The 22,055-nt window shown below is 63.3% G+C and carries 18 protein-coding genes; 13 read left to right on the top strand and 5 right to left on the bottom strand.

All coding sequences use genetic code 11. The annotated features are described in order from the left end of the window. Positions 1-19 precede the first annotated feature (19 nt). The 3 genes from lon to LNV07_RS24850 all read left to right on the top strand — a co-directional run bounded on the left by lon (position 20) and on the right by LNV07_RS24850 (position 5,961). Positions 20-2,350, top strand: a complete 2,331-nt coding sequence (gene lon, locus LNV07_RS24860; protein ID WP_263573902.1) for an endopeptidase La — start codon at positions 20-22, stop codon at positions 2,348-2,350. Between the two features lie 220 nt (positions 2,351-2,570). Then, positions 2,571-3,260, top strand: a complete 690-nt coding sequence (locus tag LNV07_RS24855; protein ID WP_263573901.1) for a hypothetical protein — start codon at positions 2,571-2,573, stop codon at positions 3,258-3,260. 130 nt (positions 3,261-3,390) lie between these two features. After that, entirely contained in the window at positions 3,391-5,961 is a 2,571-nt protein-coding gene (locus LNV07_RS24850) for a PKD domain-containing protein (RefSeq protein WP_263573900.1), read from the top strand. Positions 5,962-6,039: 78 nt separating this feature from the next. Here LNV07_RS24850 and LNV07_RS24845 read toward each other — a convergent pair whose 3' ends face one another. Together LNV07_RS24845 and LNV07_RS24840 are read right to left on the bottom strand one after the other, a co-directional pair. Then, positions 6,040-7,047, bottom strand: a complete 1,008-nt coding sequence (locus LNV07_RS24845) for an alpha/beta hydrolase (RefSeq protein ID WP_318013809.1) — start codon at positions 7,045-7,047, stop codon at positions 6,040-6,042. Positions 7,048-7,139: 92 nt separating this feature from the next. After that, a complete protein-coding gene (locus LNV07_RS24840) occupies positions 7,140-8,003 on the bottom strand; it encodes a caspase family protein (protein WP_263573899.1) in 864 nt (287 codons plus the stop codon). Between the two features lie 346 nt (positions 8,004-8,349). Here LNV07_RS24840 and LNV07_RS24835 point away from each other — a divergent pair, with 346 nt between their 5' ends. Genes LNV07_RS24835 through LNV07_RS24825 form a run of 3 tightly spaced genes read left to right on the top strand, consistent with a single transcriptional unit; the run spans position 8,350 to position 10,705 of the window. Further along, a complete protein-coding gene (locus tag LNV07_RS24835) occupies positions 8,350-8,982 on the top strand; it encodes a dienelactone hydrolase family protein (protein ID WP_263573898.1) in 633 nt (210 codons plus the stop codon). A gap of 8 nt (positions 8,983-8,990) precedes the next feature. After that, on the top strand, positions 8,991-9,653 hold the full coding sequence (locus LNV07_RS24830; protein ID WP_263573897.1) for a phosphoribosyltransferase: 663 nt from the start codon (positions 8,991-8,993) through the stop codon (positions 9,651-9,653). Further along, positions 9,650-10,705: a hypothetical protein gene (locus tag LNV07_RS24825; RefSeq protein ID WP_263573896.1), complete on the top strand. Its 1,056-nt coding sequence runs from the start codon at positions 9,650-9,652 to the stop codon at positions 10,703-10,705. Before LNV07_RS24830 ends, LNV07_RS24825 begins: the two co-directional genes overlap by 4 nt. A 53-nt stretch (positions 10,706-10,758) precedes the next feature. On the opposite strand, the gene LNV07_RS24820 is transcribed toward LNV07_RS24825, so the two are convergent. Then, positions 10,759-11,280: a CBS domain-containing protein gene (locus LNV07_RS24820; protein WP_263573895.1), complete on the bottom strand. Its 522-nt coding sequence runs from the start codon at positions 11,278-11,280 to the stop codon at positions 10,759-10,761. A 244-nt stretch (positions 11,281-11,524) separates the two neighbouring features. Here LNV07_RS24820 and LNV07_RS24815 point away from each other — a divergent pair, with 244 nt between their 5' ends. From LNV07_RS24815 to LNV07_RS24805, 3 genes are all read left to right on the top strand, one after another. Then, positions 11,525-12,178 (top strand): BON domain-containing protein, encoded by a 654-nt coding sequence (locus LNV07_RS24815; RefSeq protein ID WP_263573894.1) that lies wholly within the window; start codon positions 11,525-11,527, stop codon positions 12,176-12,178. A gap of 69 nt (positions 12,179-12,247) precedes the next feature. Further along, positions 12,248-13,765, top strand: coding sequence for a Do family serine endopeptidase (locus LNV07_RS24810; protein WP_263573893.1), 1,518 nt, complete (start codon positions 12,248-12,250; stop codon positions 13,763-13,765). A 95-nt stretch (positions 13,766-13,860) separates the two neighbouring features. Next, the gene (locus LNV07_RS24805) at positions 13,861-14,952 is read left to right on the top strand and encodes a hypothetical protein (RefSeq protein WP_263573892.1); all 1,092 of its coding nucleotides are present in this window, start codon (positions 13,861-13,863) and stop codon (positions 14,950-14,952) included. 21 nt (positions 14,953-14,973) lie between these two features. Here the strand turns inward: LNV07_RS24805 and LNV07_RS24800 are convergent, their stop codons facing one another. Beyond that, a complete protein-coding gene (locus LNV07_RS24800; RefSeq protein ID WP_263573891.1) occupies positions 14,974-15,219 on the bottom strand; it encodes a hypothetical protein in 246 nt (81 codons plus the stop codon). A gap of 130 nt (positions 15,220-15,349) precedes the next feature. After that, positions 15,350-16,333, bottom strand: coding sequence for a ribose-phosphate diphosphokinase (locus LNV07_RS24795; protein WP_263573890.1), 984 nt, complete (start codon positions 16,331-16,333; stop codon positions 15,350-15,352). Between the two features lie 179 nt (positions 16,334-16,512). On the opposite strand from LNV07_RS24795, the gene LNV07_RS24790 reads away from it, so the two are divergent. From LNV07_RS24790 to LNV07_RS24775, 4 genes are read left to right on the top strand one after another with little or no spacing between them, the layout of a single operon-like run. Then, positions 16,513-17,571 carry an NAD-dependent epimerase/dehydratase family protein gene (locus tag LNV07_RS24790; protein ID WP_263573889.1) on the top strand — a complete coding sequence of 353 codons (1,059 nt, stop codon included), beginning with the start codon at positions 16,513-16,515 and terminating at the stop codon, positions 17,569-17,571. Between the two features lie 15 nt (positions 17,572-17,586). Beyond that, a complete protein-coding gene (locus LNV07_RS24785) occupies positions 17,587-19,062 on the top strand; it encodes a UbiA family prenyltransferase (RefSeq protein ID WP_263573888.1) in 1,476 nt (491 codons plus the stop codon). Next, a complete protein-coding gene (locus LNV07_RS24780) occupies positions 19,059-20,846 on the top strand; it encodes a hypothetical protein (RefSeq protein WP_263573887.1) in 1,788 nt (595 codons plus the stop codon). Before LNV07_RS24785 ends, LNV07_RS24780 begins: the two co-directional genes overlap by 4 nt. Continuing rightward, complete coding sequence (locus LNV07_RS24775; RefSeq protein ID WP_263573886.1) at positions 20,843-21,913, top strand: SUMF1/EgtB/PvdO family nonheme iron enzyme; 1,071 nt, start codon at positions 20,843-20,845, stop codon at positions 21,911-21,913. Before LNV07_RS24780 ends, LNV07_RS24775 begins: the two co-directional genes overlap by 4 nt. Positions 21,914-22,055 lie beyond the last annotated feature (142 nt).

Here is a 22,055-nt window from a genome sequence, read left to right as displayed (position 1 = left end):
AAAAAAATTGGAGGCCGCCATGGATATCGGCAGCAATAAAGATGCATTACCGGCCGGCGTGATCGCCTTGGTGCCGATGCGCAATGTGGTGTTGTTTCCGCATGTGCTGGTGCCGATCACGGTCGGGCGCCCCAAGTCGGTGGCCGCCGTGCAGTTTGCGCGTCAGCATGGCGGCTCGCTGGGGGTGGTGTTGCAGCGCGATGCCCGTACCGACGAGCCCGCGCTGGCCGAGTTGTGCGAGGTCGGCACCTTGGCCAAGATTTTTCAATACAGCAGCTCCAGCGATGAGATGCACCACGCGGTGTGTCAGGGCGTGCAGCGCTTTCGCATCAAGGAGTTGCTGCCCGACTATCCGTTTTTGGCGGCGCGGGTTGAGCTGGTGAGTGAAGACATCCAGTCAACGCCGCGGGCCGAGGCCTTGGGCCTGCAGTTGCGTGAACGGGCGATCGAGATTCTGCAGTTGCTGCCTGCCGTGCCGGCCGAGTTGGCCCATGTCTTGCAGGCTACCCGCGACGGCGCTCAACTCGCCGATATCGTCGCCAGCCTGCTGGACGGCGAGCTGGCCGAGAAGCAGGCCTTGCTCGAGACGCTGGAGCCGGAGGAGCGCCTGAACAAGGTCTTGCTGATGCTGACCCGGCGCATCGAGGTCTTGCGTCTTTCGCAGGAGATTGGTGACCGCACCAAAGAGCAGCTTGACGACAGGCAGCGCAAATTTCTGCTGCGCGAACAGCTGAAGACCATTCAGCATGAACTGGGTGAGGATGATGCGGTCGATGAAAACGTGCAGAAGCTCGAAGGCTTGATCGCCAAGGCCGGCATGCCCGAGGACGTTGAAGTGCAGGCGCGCAAAGAGCTCGCCCGGCTCAAGCGCATGTCCGATGCGTCGAGCGAGTATTCGATGCAGTTCACCTATCTGGAATGGCTGACCGAGCTGCCTTGGGTCGCGCCCGCAGCGACCGAGATCGACCTGAAGGCCGCGCGCGCCGTGCTGGAGGCCGACCACCATGGGCTGGAGCGGATCAAGCAGCGCATCGTCGAATTCCTGGCGGTGCAAAAACTCAACCCTGGCGGGCGGGCGCCGATTCTGTGCTTTGTCGGCCCGCCCGGTGTCGGCAAGACCTCGCTGGGGCAAAGCATTGCACGGGCGCTCGGCCGGCCTTTCGTGCGGGTGTCGCTGGGCGGCGTGCATGACGAGGCCGAAATCCGCGGCCACCGCCGCACCTATATCGGCTCGATGCCGGGCAATATCTTGCAAGGCCTGCGCAAGGCCGGCGCCCGCAACTGCGTGATGATGCTGGATGAAGTCGACAAGCTAACGGCCAGCTCGCATGGTGACCCGTCGGCCGCTTTGCTGGAGGTCCTGGACCCGGAGCAGAACGCCACCTTTCGCGATAACTACCTGGGCCAGCCCTTTGATCTGAGTCGGGTCGTGTTCATCGCCACGGCGAATGTCATCGACCAGGTGCCGCCGGCGGTGCGTGACCGCATGGAAGTGATCGAGTTGCCCGGCTACACGCAAGAAGAAAAAATCCAGATCGCGCGCCGCTATTTGCTGCCGCGCCAGCGCGAGCGCAATGGCCTGAGCGCCCAGCAATGCGAGTTCAGTGACGCCGCCTTGCGTGCCTTGGTGGCCGATTACACCCGCGAGGCCGGTGTGCGCCAACTGGAACGCGAGATCGCCCGCGCGATGCGCCATGCGGCAATGCAGGTGGCCGGCGGCGAGCAAACCATGGTGCAGATCGAAGCGGCCGATCTCGACACCATCCTCGGGCCGATTCAATTCGAACATGAGGTGGGGCTGCGCACCAGCTCACCCGGAGTGGCGACCGGCCTGGCCTGGACGCCGGTGGGCGGCGATATCCTCTTCGTCGAAGCGATGCGCGTGCCCGGCAGCGGCAAGCTGATATTGACCGGCCAGCTCGGCGAGGTGATGAAGGAAAGCGCGCAGGCGGCGCTGACCTTGGTCAAGTCGCGTGCCGCCAGCATGGAGATTGCGGTCAGCGCGTTTGATACCGTCGACATCCATGTGCATGTGCCGGCTGGGGCGATTCCGAAGGACGGCCCGAGCGCGGGCGTGGCGATGTTCATCGCGCTGGCCTCCTTGTTCACCAACCGCGTGGTGCGCCACGAGGTCGCGATGACGGGCGAGATCAGCCTGCGCGGCATGGTGCTCCCGGTGGGCGGAGTCAAGGACAAGGTCCTCGCCGCGCAGCGAGCTGGCTTGGCGGTCGTGATGCTGCCTGCCCGCAATGAGAAAGATTTGCGTGAGGTGCCCGAATCAAGCCGTCAAGCCTTGCAGTTTGTATGGCTGAAGGATGTGGACGACGCGATCCGCGCGGCCTTGGGCTGAGCTGTGGCGCCTTGGCGCCGATCTGTTATGTCGTTGTCCAAACTCAAACGCGACCGCATGCGCGGCGCTCAAATCGACCAACGGTCCAGGCAATCAAGCAAGGTTTGCAGGCCGTCAGTCGATTGTCTGAGTTAGTGCCAGCAGGAGCGTTCGCTGTTTTTTGCCGGCCTTTCATCCAGACACTTTTCAAATCAAGTGGCTCACAAGAAGGGTGGCAGCAATGAAAAAACTTCTTTACGGTTGGCTCATGGTCTGGGCAGCGATGTCGGCGAATTTCTCTCAGGCGAGTCCGGTGATCAGCTTGTATGAATTCGCCTTCAATATCGACGGAGCAATCAGCAAAGGCTTCGCACCTGCGGGCGTGAACATGGCGGGCTTCAACACCAGCAGTGGCTTGGGCTCGATCTCCATCAAGCTGAGCGGCGCGGGCAATCGCTATGCCGGCCTGTTCGTCGATCATGAAATTGACGAGACCGTCAATACCTTCTTCAATGAAAACGGCAGCAGCTCGGGCATTGCCGCAGCCGGGCAAGGCTGGGAGATTGATGAGCCAGGTTTTAAGTTCGGCAATATCTACAGCAACTTCCTAGCCGGCCAACTGGACGGTCTCAATGGCGTGCCAGCCGGCTTGGAGGACGATGTCTCGATGGCCTCCGACTGGCGCTTTGTCCTCAATACGGGGGAAACCGCCACGATCAGCTATCTGTTCTCCGATATCGCCCCGACCGCAGGCTTTTACCTGACGCAGTTCGATCCAGACAGTCAAGCGGCGATATTTATGTCCAGCAGCTTGCGCATCGAGCAAGACGGCCATATCCCCGAGCCGGTCTCGCTGAGCTTGGTCGGGCTGGGTTTGCTGGCGGCGCTGGCTAGCAGCCGTCGCTTGCCCGCCTCCGCGCCCGCTCGCTGAGTCTTGGCGCGGCTTTTGCGCCGCAGGCCGCCCCTCATTCCCTGCTTCTCAGATGTGCCAAGCGGCCCGCCCGCAGGCACAGGGAGCCGCTTTGCTCGCTCCATTTGTTGTCTTAAAAAAGGATTCAACAATGAACTCGAAAAAACCCGGCGCCTGGCGCCTCTTTTCAGCAACCCTGGGGGTCTTGGCCGCCGGGGTTTTCGGGGCCACGCCGGCCCAGGCCGTCGTGCCGGTGGTGAAGACGGTGCCCTGGGTTGCGACCCATCCGCAGATCCCGCACAGCACCTATCCCGGCCGGGCGATACGACTCAAGGGTACTTCGAGTCAGCAGGGCGCTAACTTTCAATATTCATGGGACTTCGGTGACGGCGCGGCGCCGGCAGTGGGTGTCGTCAGCGATATGAACGCGATCGAAGCCAGCCATACCTATGTGGGTCCAGCCGGTCAGGTCTGGTCCGCAAGGCTGACGGTGACGGACCTGAGCACGGGTCAGGCGGCCAGCCGCACCTACTACGTTGAAATGAAGGCCAAGAGCCTGGAGGTCGAGGCCAATGTGGCGATCGATGAGGGCTTGTGGTACTTGCACAAGACCCAATTCCGCTCGCCCGGCGTTTGCAGCGACTGCAGCAATTGGCAACAGGGCGGCGCGGCCTCGCTCGGCTATCACGGCGTGACCGCCGCCAATTTGAATGCCTTCATGGTGAATGGTCACCAGGTGGCCGGCTCGGCCGACAACCCCTATACCGATACGGTGACGCGCGGCATGCGCTTCTTGTTCACGCAGTTGAGCGTGCGCGGCATCGGCGTGCAAGCCGATGGGGTGAACGGCGGGACGTATAACCCCGATGTCAATGGCAACGGTCTGTCCATCTATAACGCTCAAAACGAGGGCTACCAGACCGGCATGCTGCTGAGCACCATCGTCGCCAGTGGTACCCCCAATGCGCTCGCGCCGAGCGGCCCTGCCAATGTGATCGGGCGCAAATACATCGACATCGCCCAGGACATCGTCGACAACATCAGCTACTGCCAATACGACTCGCCGTTTGGGGGAGGTTGGTACTACACCTGCAATGGCTATAACGACAACTCGATCTCGCAATGGATGGCCATCGGCATCCTGGGCGCGCGCTCCTTCGGCGCATTGCTACCGCAGAATGCTGGCACTCTTAAACCCAATGTGGTGCCGGAATGGAACAAGGTCTGGTTGCGCAGCTCTCAGGTGGCGCCCAACCCGCCCAACTATGACAACGGCGCCGGCTACTTTGGCTACCAAGGGGGTAGCCATGTCTGGGGGCCCTACGCGGTCACGGCGTCAGGCATGGTGCAACTGGTGATGGACGGTATCGGGCGCGGCAGCTCGCCCGTCGGGGGACCAAGCTGGGAGGGCGCCGAGACCTTTATGCGTGAGAACTGGGGCAATGACCTGATCTACCCAGGCAACCCCTACTACAGCATCAAGGACTATTACTACGGCCTGTTCTCCTTTACCAAGGCAATGCTGCTGCATGACCCGGACGGCGACGGCGTGCCCAATCCGATCACCTGCCTGCGCTCGTTCAAGCATGACACCGACAAGCGTCCGTCCGATTGGTATGGCGCGGAACTCGGCAAGATCGATGGCTGCAATGGCCTGCTCGCGACGTCCAACGGAGTTGCCCGCACATTGATTCTGGATCAAGATGCGGCGGGCTACTGGTCGGGGCATAACTTTGACGGTCAGCAGTACCCATTCGAAACCGCTTGGGCGATCATGATGCTCAACCGCACGGTGTTCGAGTCCGGCGTGCCGGTAGCAGTCGCCAAGGCCATCCCGAACCCGGCGGTGGTGGGTCAGACCGTTACCCTGGACGGTGCCGATTCCTTTCACCAGGACGGCGCGCGCAGCATCAAGTCCTGGCAATGGGACTTCAATAATGATGGTGTGTGGGACGCCACCGGCCCGGTCGTGACGCGCTCCTTCCCCGCCCTGGGCAGCTATCCGGTCGTTTTGCGCGTCACCGATGACGCCAACCCCGAAAAATCGGCCACCACCACGGTCATGGTGCAGGTTTCGATCCCGCCATTGGCGCCGACCGCCAATGCCAACGGCCCCTACAACTTCTGCCCCGCAACGCCGAAATGGTTCCTGGACGGCACCGGCTCCGTCAACCCCGATCAAGGGCAGAGCGAGCCCGGCCGGCCCGGCGACACCATTCAAAGCTATGCCTGGGACTTGAACGGCAGCGGTCAATTCAACGGCGCCTCTGGCCCGCAGCCCGATGTGAAAGCGTTCTTCCAGGGGCTGGGCGTCGGCAACTACGTGGTGCAGCTGAAGGTCACCGACACCACCGCCAGTTCATTCCCGTCCAGCGGCATGGGCAATCTGAGCGGCGTGGCGAGTGCGGCGGTGAATGTGCGCGACGCGGGCGATGCGGCCTGTGCGGCTTGCATTGCCAACCTGGCGGCGCGAGCAAAGCCCGGCAAGATTCAGCTGACCTGGAGCCATGTCGCCGGGGTGGATAGCTATAACGTCTATCGCAGCACGCTCAGCGGCGGCCCCTACAGTTTGATCGGCAAGACAAGCTCGAACTATGCGACCTGGCTCGATTCGACGGTTGTGAATGGCACGACCTATCACTATGTCGTGCGGCGGGTGGCGGCCAACTCGGATGAGTTGTGCCAGTCCAATCAGGCCAGCGCGACGGCGGCGAATCGCTGATTTCCAAGCCTCAACTCAGGAAACCCGCCTCAGGCGGGTTTCTTCATTCGAACAATGCTTGAAAGAACGACTCGCCCCTCACTTGGGCGATGCGATCGGTAAATGCAGAGCCTTAGGCCGTGCAGCTTGTTCGTCATGGCGATGCCAGACCATGCGAGTGCAGACGAACTTCTCGATTTCGTCCAAGGCACGCACCGCCTCCGGCAGAAAGGGGGCCATCTGAAACAGATGCGGTGTTTCGGGCCACAACTCCAACTCGACATCAACGCCGCTGGCATGGGCTTTGTGGGCGATTCTTATGGCTTCGTCACACAACATCTCGGACTGCCCGGCCTGCAAAAAGAGCGGCGGGAAGCCGGCAAAGTCCCCGAATAGTGGTGACACATCCGGGTGGGTGTAGAGCAGCGGCGAGGGCACGTAAAGACGCCGCAGCACCAGGAAATTACGCAGACTGAACATCGGGTCGCGTGCTTCATTGGCGGCCATGCTGGGGCTGTCCAGCGTGCAGTCAACGGCGGGCGAAAGCAGCACCGCGCAGGCCGGCATTGGCTCGCGTGCTTGCAGGCTGCGGTGCAGGGTAACCAGCGCCAGATTGCCGCCGGCCGAGTCGCCGACCACCAGCAATTGTTCGGGCTTGCAGCCATTGCCGAGCAGCCAGCGATAGCTGGCTTGGCAGTCATCCGGCGCGGCCGGAAACGGATGCTCCGGCGCCAGGCGATAGTCGGGAATCAAGGCTTTTGCGCCCAGACGCTGACAGAGTCGGGCCGCAAAACTCGCATGGGCATTCGGAAAGCGAAAGGCAAACGAGCCCCCATGCAGATAGAGGATGATGCGGCCGGGCTGAGTCTGCGGCACGCTGATCCACTCGGCCGGCACACCATTGCAGCTGACGGGTTCGCGCCGCACCGAGGGGCCAAGCTTGAAGTGCCGCGTGTCAAGCATTTCGTAGCGCCGCCTGAGTGCCGCGACGTCGTCTTCAAAGCCTAGCGGCTTGCGCGACGCCCAGCGCAGCCATTCGTTCAAGGCTCGGGTGCGCCAACTGCCTCTGCCTTCGATGGTGCGGATATGCGGCACCCTCTTGCTCATGCCGACTGTCCTTTCAGAATGCTTCGGCCCTGCAGGAAGAGCCGCGGACGACGAACTTGGCGGCATGGGCCGCCAAGCCCTGGCGCCCCGACTCAGGTGAATACTTTTTCATCCAGCGCGATATTGGTGCCCTCAAGCTGGCCCACCTGGGCATAGCCCATGCCGCGCACATTTACAGTTACCTGTGCGTCCAGGCGGCGTCGGGTCACATTCAAGCCGGCGCCGCGCAAGGCCTTGCAATAGTTGTAGGTGAAGATGCCGCGCCAGACCCCGCCGATTCGTGCCTCGGCCGAGGTTTGGTTGTCGCGGCAACCGGCCCACAGCACATGGTTCAAGCCCGGCACCGCCACGGCGTCGCGCCGCACGCCCTCCATGCCGCCCGGCTTCATCAAGGCGCGAACCGGCATTGAGGGGTTGGCATCAAGGAAGAAACCGTAGTCCAGTGGTGGTTCGATATAGCGGTTGGTGAACGCAGGCTCGTCCAGCAATTCGTCCACCGACAAGGCAGCCCGAGTGGCGGTTCCGGAGTGGCATGAGTCCAGGATGATGTCGAGATTGACGCCCGGCGGCAGCGCCATCAGCAGGGAGCGCAGATCGTCGTCCTTGATCATGCCGGCCGAGGCGAAGTCATGCGGACAAATGGTCTCGTCGCGTTGATCGGCTTCGTCATGGCTGACATCGACGACCTGCGAGCCGTGGCCCGAATAGTGGAACACCAGCACATCGCCGCGCTTGGCGCCGGTGACCAGCCAGCGGAAGCCGGTCAGGATGGCCGCCCGGGTGGCGCGTGTGTCGGTCAGTATGCGCATGGTGTTGGGTGCGGCCGGCACAATGCCAAGCACGCAAAGCGTGTTGGCCATGTCTCGCACATCGTTCACACAGCCGCGCAAGTCGGGCCCACCTGCCCCACCCGGGGCGTAGTCATTGATTCCTACCAGCAATGCCTTCTTGGTCATGATCGCATCTCCTTTGATGATTGATTGATTGACTGATTGAGTTCGGCTGAGTCGCCGTCGTTCCGCCACTACTTCCAACGCCGTTCCGATGCGGCGGCGGCCCGCATCAAAACAAGCCCTGACCGGCGCAATCACCATGCAACAAGGCGTTAGCACAGTTTGTGGCTGTGCCGGGAGCCGCCATTGCCGATTCGCAATCAATCCGTTTGGGAGCAGGCAATGCGGTCGCCGAGACCTTGCCGATCGATCACGCGCCGCGCTGAGTTTGCTCAAAGGCGCTTGATGCGGAGCTGCAAATATCGATGCAGATTTGCCGGCGCCGTCGGCGCGATTGAAAGGGCCCGCCATGAATGGGCATTCGAGGATCCTGATTGGCAACTCTCGCCTCGTCGGTGACCTGTGCGTGAGCGAAAAAGCCCGCGGCTTGATCGTGTTCGCGCATGGTCGCGGCAGCGGCCGCAACAGTCGGCGTAATTTGCAGGTGGCACAAACGCTGCAACGCCAAGGCTTTGCGACCTTGCTGTTTGATCTTCTGACCGAAGCGGAGGCTGCCGACATCCTGCAGGTTTTCGACATCGAGTTGCTGGCGCTGCGCCTGCAGGCGGTGCCCGCGTCCTTGCCACCTGCGGCGCAGGGCTTGCCGATGGGTTTGTTCGGTGCGAGCACTGGTGCGGCGGCGGCTTTCGTGGCGGCCGCGCGGCAGCCCGAAATTTGGTCAGCGGTGGTGTCGCGCGGCGGGCGCCCCGATCTGGCGCATTCCTATCTGGAGCATGTGCGGGCCGCCAGTCTGTTGATTGTTGGCGCGGCCGACAGTGAGGTGCTGGCGTTGAACCGGGCGGCTTTCAAGTATCTGCGCTGCGAAAAACGTATCGAAGTGGTACCCCGCGCCAGCCATCTGTTTGAGGAGGCCGGCACTTTGCATACGGCGGCGATGTTGGCAAGCGCGTGGTTTAACGATCATTTGGCCAAGCCGGCTTGAGGACGGAAATGATGTTGACGGACAAGGTTTTTAGCGACCGCCTTGAAGCCGGCCGTTTGCTGGCAGCCGCGTTGATGCGGCTGGAATTGAGTCAGCCCCTGATACTCGCCTTGCCGCGCGGCGGCGTGCCGGTGGCCGCGATGGTGGCCAAGGCGCTGCAGGCGCCCTTGGAGTTGTTGATCGTTCGCAAGATCGGCGCGCCGGGCCATGCAGAGTTGGCCGTGGGCGCGGTGGCCGAGGGCGATTCGGCCACCGTGATAGACCCCGAGACGGCGCATCTGAGCGGTGCCACGGCGCCCTATATCGAGCGCGAGGCGAGGGTTCAGCGTGAAGAACTTGATCGCCGCCGGCGACTCTACCGGGCGGGCAGGCCCGCCCTCAGCGTGGCCGGCCGCACGGTGGTGGTGGTTGATGACGGTATCGCCACGGGCACCACGATGCGTGCCGCGCTGCAGGCCTTGCGGCTGCTCAAGCCGGCCAAGTTGGTGTTGGCCGTGCCGGTCGCGGCGGCGCAGTCGCTGGCCGGTTTGCGGCCCTTGGTCGATACCGTGGTCTGTCTGTCGGAGCCGTCATTCTTCGGGTCCGTCGGCGCGCATTACGAGCAGTTTCCTCAGCTCAGTGACGAAGAGGTGCTGGCTTGGCTGCGCAGCAACAGGGAAGGAAGAACATGAATCAGCGAGATTTCTTTATGCCGGCCCCGCAATCGGCGGCCGAACCCAGGCGAGCGCCGCAGATGCGCCGTTTTGATGTCTGCAATGGCGATGCCGACGGGCTTTGCGCGGTGCTGCAATGGCGGCTGCAGCAGCCGCTGCCGGCCACGCTGATCACCGGCCTCAAGCGCGATATCGAGCTATTGCGTCAGGTGCCGGTCCTGGCCGGGGAGATTGCCGGGCCGCTTGAGGTGCTGGTTTGTGATCTATCCATGCAGCGCAATCTGCCGGCCTTGCAGCAGTTGCTGGCGATGGGCGCGCAGGTGCACTACTTCGATCATCATGGCTTTGCCTTGATGCCGGCACATCCCGGGCTGCATGCCCATCTCGACAGCCGCAGCAATACCTGCAGCAGCCTCTTGATGGACCGATACCTGCAAGGGCGCTGGCGGGACTGGGCCTTGGTCGGGGCCTATGGCGATAACCTGCTGGCGGTGGCCGACGCGCTGGCGCTTGCAAGCGGCATCAATGAGCGTGATCGCGGCTTGCTGCGGCAATTGGGCGAGGCGATCAATTACAACGCCTATGGCGAGACACTCGCGGATGTCTTGATCAGCCCAACTGCGCTCTATGGCAAATTGGCGCGCTTTCAGGATCCGCTGCAAGCCTTGCAGCAAGAGCCGGTATTGCAGCAATTGCTGAGCCTCAAGTCGGACGATCTGCGCAAGGCCCGGACGCTCACGCCTTTTTGGCAAGATGGTCACGCCAGCCTGCTGATATTGCCGGATGAGCCGTGGACTAGAAGAGTTAGCGGCTGCCTTGCCAACTCGCTCGTACAGAGTGACCCGCAGCGCGCCCATGCGGTGCTGCGAAGCGACCCGCAGGGTGGTCACCGGGTCAGTGTGCGCGCGCCGCTGGATGCCCCGGCCGGCGCCGACGAGTTGTGCCGGCAGTTCGGCGGCGGCGGGCGCGTGGCGGCGGCCGGCATCGACCATCTGCCGGTGGCTCGATTGCAGCCCTTCATTGAAGCGTTTGCCGTGCAGCATTGGGGCCAGCGGGCGAGAGCCGCCTGAGCCGCCTAAGCCGCCTGAGCGGGCGGCAACTCGGCGGCTTGTGGGGCCGCGCTTTACAGCACCACGTTGGCCCAAGCCGCCGTTCCCATCGCCGGGATGCGCAGGGTAACGGCGGGCTTCAGGCCCACGGTGGTGGACCGGCTCTCGCGCTCGATACCGACACTGATGATGCGGGCCAAATTGGTGAACTCGGTCGCGCAGGCGGCGATCAGGTCATCAAAGGAGACGATGCCGGCCAGCCGGTCATCGCCATTCTTGACCAGCAAACGCCGCACGCCGCTTTGCTGCATCGCCAGAATGCCGTCGCCGATATCGGCGCTTTCGGAGATCAAGGTGACGGTGCTGTGCACCAGATCGCCGATTTCCATGACCTCGGTATTGGTGCTCTTGGCCAGCGCGTGGACGACCAGATCGCGATCGGTCACCACACCCCGCACGCGCGGTCCCTCGGGCGTCATGGCGGTCACCACGAGTGCGCCGATATGGTGTTCCCGCATCAAGGTGGCAGCGTCACTGAGCGACTTTTCCCGGTCGATGGTGATCACTTGATGCTTGCAAATTTCTCTGATTTTCATGTTGAAGTCCTCTCGGCTTGTGGAACGGTTTGGCTTGTTTTGCATCCGAAAAAATGGCAGGGAGGAGCTTGCCGCCGACGCGGCGCCTGGCACTTGCGCGCGCTCAATGCGGCGGCCTTTGCATGGCTTGAATGCTTGGCTTGAGTCGCTGTGGCGGCTCAAAACGCAGCCAATTGCGTCTGCTCAATTGAGCTGGCTTGGCCCTGCATAAATTGCATGCACCCAATCAACCGAAAGGCGCGTTATGAAAACCGATCTGCAATTGAAAAAAGACATCCAGGCCGAATTGGAATGGGATCCTTCCATCAAGGCGGCACAAGTGGGCGTGGCGGTCAAAGACGGGGTGGTGGTGTTGACCGGCCATCTCGACACCTATGCCGAGCGCTCCGCGGTCCAGAAGGCCGTCCAGCGCGTGCAGGGTGTTCACGCCATTGCGATGGAGTTGGACGTCAAGCTCGACCCTGGCCACAAGCGCGGCGATGCGGAGATCGCTGCGGCGGCCGAAACCGCCTTGCGCTGGCACGCGATGGTGCCGCACGATCGCATCCAGGCGACCGTTGACAAGGGCTGGGTCAGCTTGAAAGGTGAGGTGGACTGGCAATACCAGCGTGACGCTGCGGAGAAGGCGGTACGTGATCTGACCGGGATTGTTGGCCTGAGCAATAACATCAAGCTCAAGCAGGTCACGACGCCAAGCGATGTCGGCGCCCGCATCCGGACGGCCTTGATCCGGCAGGCGGCCGACGAGGCGAAGGGCATCGAGGTCGACGTCAAGGGCGCCACGGTGACCTTGCGCGGCAAGGTCCATTCATGGGCCGAGCGCTCGGCCGCCTACACCGCCGCCTGGAGCGTGCCCGGCATCAGCACGGTCCTGAATGAGTTGAAGGTCGGGCTCTGAGCTTGCGCCGGCGGGTCCGCGCGGCGATCGGTCGTGTCGAGCAGTGATGGCCAGCCAAAGAGGATCTCCATGAAACGGCATACCGTCTTTTTCACTCTGATGCTGCTCGGCGCGCTGTTTGGGCTGGCCGGTCAGGCGACCGGGCTGGATCTGTTCGGCTGGTTTCCCAAGAAGGTGGCGGCCAGCGGGCCCGCGGCTTCTGCCGCGATGGCTCCACCCGGCGCCGGCCCGCTCGCTGCGCCTGCGTCCGCCGCTTTGGCGGAATCACCGCCGGCTGCTTTAAGCTACCGCAGCATTGTGCGGCAGTCGGCTCCGGCGGTCGTGGGCGTTACGGTGGCCGGCTCGCACAAGCTTGAGGAAGGGGAATTCCCGCCGGGTTTGGAAGATCCCTTCCTGCAGTTCTTCAGAGGTCTGCCTGGCTTCCAGGGGCGCTTGCCTTGGAACGATGTGCCCTTTCGCAGCCAAGCCTCGGGCTTCATCATCAGCAGTGATGGCGTGGTGCTGACGAATGCCCATGTGGTGCGCGAGGCCAAGGAGGTGACGGTCAAGCTCAGTGACAGGCGTGAGTTCAAGGCCAAGGTGCTTGGCGCCGATCCCAGCACCGATGTGGCAGTGCTGCGTATCAATGCAAAAAACTTGCCGACGGTGCGAATGGGTGAGGTGTCGCGGTTGCAAGTCGGCGACCCGGTGCTGGCGATCGGCTCGCCCTTTGGTTTCGAGCAAAGCGCGACGCAAGGCATCGTCAGCGCGATGGGGCGTTCGCTGCCCGGCGATGCTGCCGTGCCTTTCATACAAACCGACGCGGCGGTGAATCCGGGCAATTCGGGCGGGCCCTTGTTCGATGCCAGCGGCGCCGTGGTCGGCATCAACGCGCAGATTTTTTCGCGCTCGGGCGGCTATCAAGGCTTGTCATTTGCGATCCCGATTGATGTGGCGTTGAAGGTCAAGGATCAGATCCTGGCGACGGGCAAGGCCTCGCATGCCCGCTTGGGTGTACGGATTCAAGAGCTTGATCAGGCTCTCGCGGAGTCTTTTGGTCTGAGTCGACCCGAAGGTGCGTTGATCGTCCTGGTGCAGCGTGGTTCGGCGGCTGCCGCTGCCGGCTTGCGTGCCGGTGATGTGATTACCGAGTTGAATGGCGTGGCCATCAAGCATTCTGCCGAATTGAGCAGCCGTATCCAGATGTCAGCAGCCGGCGAAACGGTGCGCCTGAAGATCTGGCGCGACCGTGCTTGGCGCGAACTGATGGCCAAACTCGGCGCAGCCGAAGAGGGGCAGCCGCAAACGCCTTCCGCTCGCAGTGCGCCACAGAATATGCCGCACAGCCCGCTGGGCTTGCAGCTTAGGCCGCTTAGCAAAGAAGAGCGAGAACAGACCGGACTCGACGGCGGGCTGTTGGTCATCGCGGTGGCGGGTGCGGCCGTGCGGGCAGGCTTGCGGCCTGGCGATGTTTTGCTGACCTTCAACGGTGTGCCGCTTGTTTCGGTGGAGCAGTTGCGGGCCCTGCTGGAAAAAAGCTCAAAGGCGGCTGCCTTGTTGGTCGAACGTGATGGGATTCGGCAGTTCGTGCCACTGGAACTCGAATGAGGTGCTGAATGCATATCAACCTGTTCAGCAAGCCAAGTCAAATCGTTCCGGTCAAGGCAGGCGCCGTTCTAACCAGGCCGCCCGTCCGTCTGCATATGACACGTCAGCAAGAAGAACCCGGACTTGAGGCCAAGCTGGCCTGTCTTTGCGCCGCACTGATTCCTCGCTTTAATGGTGAACAAGGCGAACCGGGCGGCCAAGGCGAGCAGGGCGCTCAACCGGTGCAGGGCATAGAAACCCATATGGCTTGGGTGCTGCTCGGGCAGTACCGGGTATTCAAGCTGAAGAAGCCGGTGCGTTACCCTTTTCTTGACTTCTCGACCCCGCAGGCGCGGGAGGCCGATTTGCGTGAGGAGTTGCGCCTGAACCGGCGTCTCGCACCCAATGTCTATCTGGGGCTGTGGGCCTTGCAATGGCATCAGGGAAGCTTGTCTTTGCTGCGGGAAGAGCACTTGCCAGCGGCCGGCCAGACGGTTGATTGGGCCATCGAGATGCGCCGTTTGCCGGCCGAGCGCATGTTGGATCGGCTGCTGGTCAAGGCCGCGCCGGCCGCTGCGGAGCTTGAGGGCCTGCTCGATCTGTTGGTGAACTTCTATCGCCGGGCGGATGTAGTCAAAATCTCAGCGGACGCCTATTTGCAGCGTCAATACGCGGCCTTGGCCGACTCTCGGCGCGTGCTCGCATTGCCGCGCTTTGGTTTGCCCGGCATCGGCGCGCTGTGCTACCGCTTCGAGCAGGCTTTGGACAAACATGCAGACTGGCTGCGCGCCCGCGTGCAAGCCGGCCGCATCATCGACGCGCATGGCGATTTGCGCCCGGAGCATATTTGTTTGAGCACGCCGCCGGTGGTGATTGATGCGCTTGAATTCGACGCTAGCCTGCGTGAGCTGGATGTCTTTGACGAGTTGAGCTACCTGAGCCTTGAGTGTGCGGTGCAGGGCGCCCCCGACTTGGGGCCGGCGCTGCTGAGCCGCTGCGCGCAATTGCTCGGTGATCACCCGCCGCTGGGCTTGATCAAGCTCTACACGGTGCAGCGGGCGCTGTTGCGGGCGCGCCTGAGTGCAGCCCATCTGCTTGAGGCCGAGACCCGTACACCCGGAAAATGGATGCCACAGGCGGTGCAATATTTGCGCCACGCGACTGCCGCATTGGATGAGTTGGCCGAACAAGGTGATCGCCTGCTTTGACAATTTTCCGGGGCTCGGCGCTCAAAGGTCGGACGCTCGCAAGACGACGGGCGCGCGACCGCCGGCCGAGAACTTTCTGAAGACCGCGTGGTCTATTTCTGATTGATTTTCAAAATACAGATCCTGCAGCGAAGCATCACGCCGATCGATGTCGTGCCTTGCGTGCCATGCGGTCTCGGACAGATAGGCGGTCACGAATTCCTTTCCAATCGGCACCAGGAAGCGCAGGCTTTTCGTGATCGGATTGAATTGGGGCAAGGGGGTCATCAAAATCTCCATGAAAATGGCCGACTCGGCCGATTGAAAACAATAGGAGCCGGCAGCATGGCAGCACCTGTGTCGGCGGCGTTGAGCAAACTCAAGCGCTGATTTGTTTGATGTTTCTCAGGCAGCTTTGCTATCGCCACCACGCATTGCTGGAGTCTCGAATGGCCTGGGCAAACAAGGGCACGCTGGAGGCTATCTGGACCTTTCCCCTGACCGGCAAATTGGACGGTAGACGGAAGGGCGGCACCGAGTCTGTGATGACGATGCGGGCCAGCGCTGCGTCCATCAATATTTGCGGCGCATCACCAACGAACAGACCGTGGGCGGCGAAGGCAATGACGCGCTTGGCGCCGGCATGCTGCAAGGCCTTGGCGCTGCGCTGCAGGGTCTCGCCGCTGGCGATCAGGTCATCCAGCAGCAGCACGGTCGCCCCCTCGACATCGCCGGCGACGAGCTGGCTGCCGCCCAGCAGGCCGGCGCTGCGGCGTTTGTCTATCATCGCGAACTGGACGCTGCGCTGCAATTGCAGCTCCAGCGCCTCGCGCCAGAGCTGCACCCGTTTGACGCCGCCTGGGTCGGGTGAAACGACGGCCAGCGGAGCGCTGGTGTGGCCTTCCCGGCCGCCTTCCTTGAGGATGTCCTCGACCGCCGCGTTGAATGCCTGATGCGCCGACAGATGCTGGGTCGGGCAGGAAAAGGCATTTTCAAACGCGGCCACGTTGTGTGCTTCCAGCACGATCACCTGCGCCACGCCGACCGCCTCGAACAGCTGCGCCACATAGCGCAGGCTCAGGGGGTCGAAGCTCTTGGTGCGCTGATCTTTGCGGGCATAGGCGAAATAGGGCAGTACCGCGCTGACGCGGGCGGCACCATGATCGCGCAAGGTGGCGATGAACATCAGCAGTCGACATAACTTGTCATGCGGACTGTTCACGGGCCCGCCATGCAGGCTCAGCAAGACATAGCAATCTGCGCCGCGTGGGTCACTCAATGGGCGCAACTTGCTTTCGCCATCGGGGAAAGCGCGCTCCTCATGAGGGGCCAGCGTGGCGTCCAGCGCGGTCGCCAGGTTTTGCGCGAAGGTGCAGTTCGCCTCGAGTGAATAAAGCAGCATTGCCGGACTCCGAAGGGTTGATCTCTTGGGGCCGACGCTAACCGCAGCCGGCCGGGGCGGATTGACGGTGCGCAAGCCGACGCCGCCGGACCGCCAGCCGCTTGCGCGAACGCAAGTGCAGGCGGGCCTGCAGGGCTACCGTGGGCGGGCTCGATACGAGCGCATCAAGCAAGGCTGGCATGAGCAACAAGGCGGGCGTCAGATGCCTCGTTACCGGAGGTTCTGGTTTTTTGGGTATCAATTTGCTGCGCTTCCTGATGGCAAGGCAGCCCTCATGGCAACTGCGTTCCCTTGACTTGCAGCCCTTGGACGCGCAGGAGGCCAGGGCGATTGAGTCCGTCAACGGAGACATCCGTGACGCCGCCGTGGTCGAGCGCTGCATGGCCGGCATCAGTCATGTGGTGCATTGCGCGGCGGCCTTGCCGCTGGCCAGTCCGGCCGAGATCGAGTCGACCGATGTTGAAGGCAGCAGACTGCTGCTGGATGCCGCCTTGCGGCACGGCGTGGCGCGCTTTGTGTTCATTTCTTCGACCTCGGTCTACGGCATCCCGGACCACCATCCGATCGACGAAGAAGACGGGCTGCGCGGCGTTGGCCCTTATGCACGCGCCAAGATAGCGGCCGAGCGCCTGTGCGCCGACTATCGCGAGCGTGGCCTGTGCGTCAGCATCCTGCGGCCCAAAACCTTTGTCGGCCCTGAGCGCCTGGGTGCTTTTGGCTTGCTCTATGACTGGGCTTACAGCGGCCACGGCTTTGTGCTGCTGGGCACGGGGGCGAACCGCTATCAACTGCTGGATGTGGCGGATTTGTGCGAGGTGATCCTGCTCTGCCTGCGCAGTGAGGCGGCGCAGGCCAATGTTTGCCTGAATGTCGGCGCGCAAGAGTTCGGCACGATGCGGGAGAACTTCCAAGCCGTGCTGGACCATGCCGGCCATGGCCGGCGGCTGATGACCCTGCCTGCCGGCCCGGCGATTGCCTTGCTGCGCCTGCTGGCCTGGCTGGGCCTATCGCCGCTGCACCGCTGGATCTATGAAACCGCCGACCGCGACAGCGTGGTGTCGATCCGGCGTCTGCAGGCCTGCTTCGGCTTCACGCCGCGCTACTCGAACGTTCAGGCCTTGCTGCGCAACTATGACTGGTATGCCCAGCACCGCCCGGAGTTCGCGGGCCACTATGGCCTGACCCATCGCCTGCCGTGGCGGCCCGGGCTGCTGTCACTCAGCAAGCTGTTTTTATGAGACGGAGGGCTTGAATTGGACAAGCAAGCCGCTCTCGCTCCGCGCGCCAAGGACTTGGCCGATGAAGTGCCGCTGGCGATTGATCTGGACGGCACGATTCTGGTCAACGACAGCCTGCTGGAATGTTTGTTCGCCTTGGCGCGCAGGCGGCCTTTGGCCATGCTGCAATTGCCGATTTTCTGGCTGAAGGGGCGGGCCCGGCTGAAGCAAGCAATGGCCGCCCAGGCCGGGCTCGATATTGCGACGCTGCCGATGCGGGCCGAGCTCTTGCTGCTGATGCGGGAGCAGCATCGGCGCGGCCGCCGGCTGCTGCTGGTGACCGGCGCCGACCGGCTGATTGCCCGCGCGGTGGCCGAGCGGCTGCCGCTGTTTGAGGAGGTTATGGCGAGTGATGGGCGCGTCAATCTGAGCGGCGCCGTCAAGCGCGATCGCTTGCTGGCCCGGTTCGGTCCGCGCGGCTTTGACTATGTTGGCAACGGCCGCGCCGACTTGCCGGTCTGGGCGGCGGCCCGGCAGGCCTGGGTGCTGTCAAGCGCCAACTCGCTGGCGGCGGCCGCCGCCCGTGTCAGCACGCTGGCGCATCAGTTGCAGGCGGATGGCCCAAGCCTGGCCTGCTACATCAAGGCCATTCGCGTCCACCACTGGCCAAAGAATCTGCTCGTGCTGGCGCCGCTGCTGCTGGCTCAGCGCCTGCATGAGAGCGCGCAGCTGAGTGCAGGTTTGCTGGCGATGCTGTGCTTCAGCCTGGTCGCCTCCAGCGTCTATTTGCTGAATGATTTGCTGGATCTGCAGGCCGACCGCCATCACCCGCAAAAAAAGCAGCGCGCGCTGGCCAGCGGCAAGTTGCCGATCTCCAGGGCACTTTGGTTGCTGCCCTGCCTGTGGCTGAGCGCAGCGGGCTTGGCTCAGGTCTTGCCAAGCGGCTTCTTGGCGCTGCTGGCCGGCTATTTCGCTTTGATGCTGGGCTATTGCCTGTGGCTGAAGGACTTGCCCATCATCGATACCTTGGTGCTGGCGTTCGGTTACACCTTGCGCATTCAGGCCGGCGCCTTGGTGCTGCGGCTCGGCGCGGCGCCTTTGCTGCTGGTCAGCTGCGGCGCGCTGTTCTTTGGCCTGGCCTTGCTGAAACGTTATGCCGAACTGCTCGGCTTGGCGGCAGCGCCGCCCGGCCCGGCGCAAGCGCGCGCTTACCGGCCCGGTGACGCGCAGGTGATCGCCGAGCTTGGCATAACGGCGAGTTGCATTGGCGTGGCCTTGCTGGCCGGCTTTGCTTCGTCGCCGGTCTTCTTGCTGCCGGCCCGACTGCCCTGGGCGAGTTGGCTGTTCTGCACCTTGCTGATGCTTTGGCTTGGCCATATGTGGTTGATGGCGCATCGAGGGCGGATTCTTGATGATCCGGTCGCGTTTGCGCTGCGCGACGGCTTCAGTCGCGTTGTCGCCGCCATGATGCTGGTGGTGCTGGCGGCCGGTGCGTGGGCGGGGCGCTCGTGAAACCGGCGCCACCATTGGCGATGCGCTTGCACGCCGCCATGCGGGTGGCGCTCTTGCCGCTATTTCTATTGCTGCTGGCTCTGCTGGCCAGCGGCGAAGGTCAGCAAAGCGGTCTGCGCAGCATTGTCGATTTGCAGGCGCAGCGGAGCAGCCAGAGCGTGCTGCTGTGGCCCGCCATGGGCGAGCCACTCAAGCTTGAGCTGATCAACTTGAATCCGCAGGTGAATGCCTGGTTCCTGCTGATCGTGGACGGCGGCGCGGGGCGCCCTGCAAGCTTTTACCATCTTGAAAATGCCAGTCCGGCGCAGCAAGGTCTGAAGCTGGACCCTGCCCAAGGCGGCCGCCTCCTGATCGGCCCGCTCGGTGGCCCGGCCTTGGATGCGCGGGCGGCGACACGGCCTTGCCAGCTCTGGCCCGGCGATGCCTTGCAGCAAGCGAGGCAGGCCAAGCTGGTGTATGCGCCGCTTTGCGAGGGTCGGCTCTTTCTGCGCAATCCGGTGCGCGGCAGGCGCAGCGCGCTGGAGGCCGGCAGCGAGTTCTTGCGCGACTATGTCTGGAGCGGCGAGCAGATCATTGGCTTCGTCAAGCGCGAGTTCTACCAGGATGTGTTTGCCGAGCGGGCCGAGCCGGCCGGCCAAGCCCGGACCGATGCCGCCAACGCCACGGCGCTACGGCTGGCGGGGCCCGCGGGTGCACCGGCACCGGCCGACTTGAGCGCGAAATTCAATCAGACCGTGCCCATGCTGCCCGCCGCTGGTTTGGGCCTGTCGCTGGGCAGCCGGGGGCTCTTGCAGGCGGGGCAATGGTACGCGGCTGCGGCCAGCGACGGCGTGTTCGTCAGCCTGGCTTATCCGGCCCTGCTGCAGCCAGCCAAGCCCGCGCTCGCCCTGGATGCGCTTGAGGCCGAGGCGCTCAGCTATCTGCTCGCGTTCGACTTGTCAGGCATGGAGCTGGGTTTCGCTCTGGGGACGGAGCATCCGCGTCTGAATTGGTCGGCGCGGGCCAGCAGTGATTGGGTGGCAGGCCGGCCCGGTGGCCCGGACGGCATCGCCGATGCGCAACCGCTGGTGCGCACCGGCATGTTGAGCCCGCAGCTGCAGGGCCGTGTCCTTGCAAGCTTCACTGGGGGTTTCAAACGCGAGCATGGGGCATTCCGGCATGGCGCGCTGGCCAAGGTGAATCGCGCCAGCCATTACGGCTTCATCGAGCAGGGCGTGGTCTTCAGCCGGCTGGTGCCGGGTCTTGCCACCCTCTATGTATTGAACGATGGGCAGATGGGCATGAAGACCTGGCAAGCGGCGGACAATGCCGCGCTGCTGCCGCATATTCGCCATGCGCGGCAGAATGGTGTTGCCTTGCTGGAGTCCGGCCCGGCCGATGCGGCGCCGCATGTCGGGGCCCTGGTCGGGCTATGGGGGGCGGGCAATTGGTCAGGCTCGGCAAACGAAAAGCAGCGCACGCTGCGGGCCGGTGCTTGCTTGCTGGAGCAGGGCAAGCGCCGCTATTTGGTCTATGGCTACTTTTCCACCGCGACGCCGGCGGCCATGGCCCATGTCTTCAATGCCTATGGTTGCCGCTACGCGATGCATCTGGACATGAATGCGCTTGAGCACACCTATCTGGCGCTCTATCCGCGCCACGGCGAGCGTATCGGTGTGGAGCATCTGGTGCAAGGCATGCTCGTGCTCGACAAGACGCAGGGCGAGTTGTTGCTGCCGCGCTTTATCGGCTCGGCCGATGACCGGGACTTCTTTTATATGCTGCGGCGTGAGGTCGTGCGGTGAGCCGTCGCTGGGCGGTCTTGTGCGGGCTAACGGCGGCCTTGCTTGGTGCCGGTGCGCCGCAGGCCGGTGCGGCCTTGCAGCTGCAGCAAAACAATCGGCAGCTCTTGTTGTTGCTGCAAGAGCAGCATCGGCTTGACGCCTTGCAAATGGCGGAGCTGAGGCGGATCTTCGAGCGCTCCGGCGTCATTGGCCAGGGCAACCCGGCCATCTCCAGGCATCCGCAGACGCCCGAACAATGTCGCGCTGCCACCGCTGCGCCAACGCCGCGCGTCGACTTCGAGCGCATCTGCGGCGCGCCGCATATGGCGCCCTTGTACGACCCCTCGCGGCAAAGCGCCGAGCAGGCCGAGGCCTGCATTGATCAATTCGAATTTCCGACCCTGCGCTGCGAATATCCTTTGGTCTGGGTCAGGGCCAGCGAGGCCGCGCAGATCTGCACCGCGATGGGCAAACGTCTGTGCGACGCGCATGAGTGGGAGGGCGCTTGTGAGGGCCGGCTATTGCCGCCGGATTACCGATTCGACCTGGTCGCCCGGCCACTCGATGGGGCCATCGTCGACCGGCTCGCGCGCTTGCACAACCAGGCCCATGCGCCCGCCAAGCGCTGGTCCTATGGCACGCAATATCAGCGCGGCGTCTGCGCCAGTGCGAGCCAAAAAACGCCCGGCTGCCAGGGTGGCGGCTGGGACGCCTGCGGCTCAAATACCTATCCGGCCGGCGCCTTCCCGGCCTGCCGCAGTGCTTTGGAGGTCTATGACCTGCATGGCAATGTGGCCGAACATATGAATCTGCCGCTGGCACCGCAACAACTGGCCAGCCGCGGCAGCCGTGAGCTGGGTTTCACCGAAATGAAGGGCAGTTGGTTCATCTTTGACCGCTACCGCGCACATGAAGACTGGTGCCGCTGGCGCGCGCCGTTTTGGCATGGCAGCCGCGTGCTGGACCCGCATAGCCATGCCAATTACCATCTCGGCTTTCGCTGCTGCAAGAGCCTGCCCAATGAAGGCAAGGGCAAACAGAGCCTCGCCGTCGGCCAAGCGGCGCGGCGCGGCTCAGCACAGCGTTGAGACAACGCAAGCGGAACGGGTCGAGTCGGTGCAAAATAGGTTTTATGGTTAATCCACTTGCGTCAATACTGCTGGTGCTGCTCTGTCAATTCTGGCCCGAAGAGGTGGCTGCGCAGCCATCTGATCAGCAGACTCGAACTGG

This window comes from Roseateles oligotrophus (assembly GCF_025717515.1).
Lineage (GTDB): Bacteria > Pseudomonadota > Gammaproteobacteria > Burkholderiales > Burkholderiaceae_C > Paucibacter_A > Paucibacter_A oligotrophus.
The sequence above is the reverse complement of the archived record's forward strand: the minus strand, read 5'-3'. Positions and strand labels throughout refer to the sequence as shown.

What these genes read in the sequence shown, in the direction of transcription:
- lon (WP_263573902.1), top strand. Translation starts at nt 20, where the DNA reads ATGGATATCGGCAGCAATAAAGATGCATTACCGGCCGGCGTGATCGCC.
- LNV07_RS24855 (WP_263573901.1), top strand. Translation starts at nt 2,571, where the DNA reads ATGAAAAAACTTCTTTACGGTTGGCTCATGGTCTGGGCAGCGATGTCG.
- LNV07_RS24850 (WP_263573900.1), top strand. Translation starts at nt 3,391, where the DNA reads ATGAACTCGAAAAAACCCGGCGCCTGGCGCCTCTTTTCAGCAACCCTG.
- LNV07_RS24845 (WP_318013809.1), bottom strand. Translation starts at nt 7,047, where the DNA reads ATGAGCAAGAGGGTGCCGCATATCCGCACCATCGAAGGCAGAGGCAGT.
- LNV07_RS24840 (WP_263573899.1), bottom strand. Translation starts at nt 8,003, where the DNA reads ATGACCAAGAAGGCATTGCTGGTAGGAATCAATGACTACGCCCCGGGT.
- LNV07_RS24835 (WP_263573898.1), top strand. Translation starts at nt 8,350, where the DNA reads ATGAATGGGCATTCGAGGATCCTGATTGGCAACTCTCGCCTCGTCGGT.
- LNV07_RS24830 (WP_263573897.1), top strand. Translation starts at nt 8,991, where the DNA reads ATGATGTTGACGGACAAGGTTTTTAGCGACCGCCTTGAAGCCGGCCGT.
- LNV07_RS24825 (WP_263573896.1), top strand. Translation starts at nt 9,650, where the DNA reads ATGAATCAGCGAGATTTCTTTATGCCGGCCCCGCAATCGGCGGCCGAA.
- LNV07_RS24820 (WP_263573895.1), bottom strand. Translation starts at nt 11,280, where the DNA reads ATGAAAATCAGAGAAATTTGCAAGCATCAAGTGATCACCATCGACCGG.
- LNV07_RS24815 (WP_263573894.1), top strand. Translation starts at nt 11,525, where the DNA reads ATGAAAACCGATCTGCAATTGAAAAAAGACATCCAGGCCGAATTGGAA.
- LNV07_RS24810 (WP_263573893.1), top strand. Translation starts at nt 12,248, where the DNA reads ATGAAACGGCATACCGTCTTTTTCACTCTGATGCTGCTCGGCGCGCTG.
- LNV07_RS24805 (WP_263573892.1), top strand. Translation starts at nt 13,861, where the DNA reads ATGACACGTCAGCAAGAAGAACCCGGACTTGAGGCCAAGCTGGCCTGT.
- LNV07_RS24800 (WP_263573891.1), bottom strand. Translation starts at nt 15,219, where the DNA reads ATGACCCCCTTGCCCCAATTCAATCCGATCACGAAAAGCCTGCGCTTC.
- LNV07_RS24795 (WP_263573890.1), bottom strand. Translation starts at nt 16,333, where the DNA reads ATGCTGCTTTATTCACTCGAGGCGAACTGCACCTTCGCGCAAAACCTG.
- LNV07_RS24790 (WP_263573889.1), top strand. Translation starts at nt 16,513, where the DNA reads ATGAGCAACAAGGCGGGCGTCAGATGCCTCGTTACCGGAGGTTCTGGT.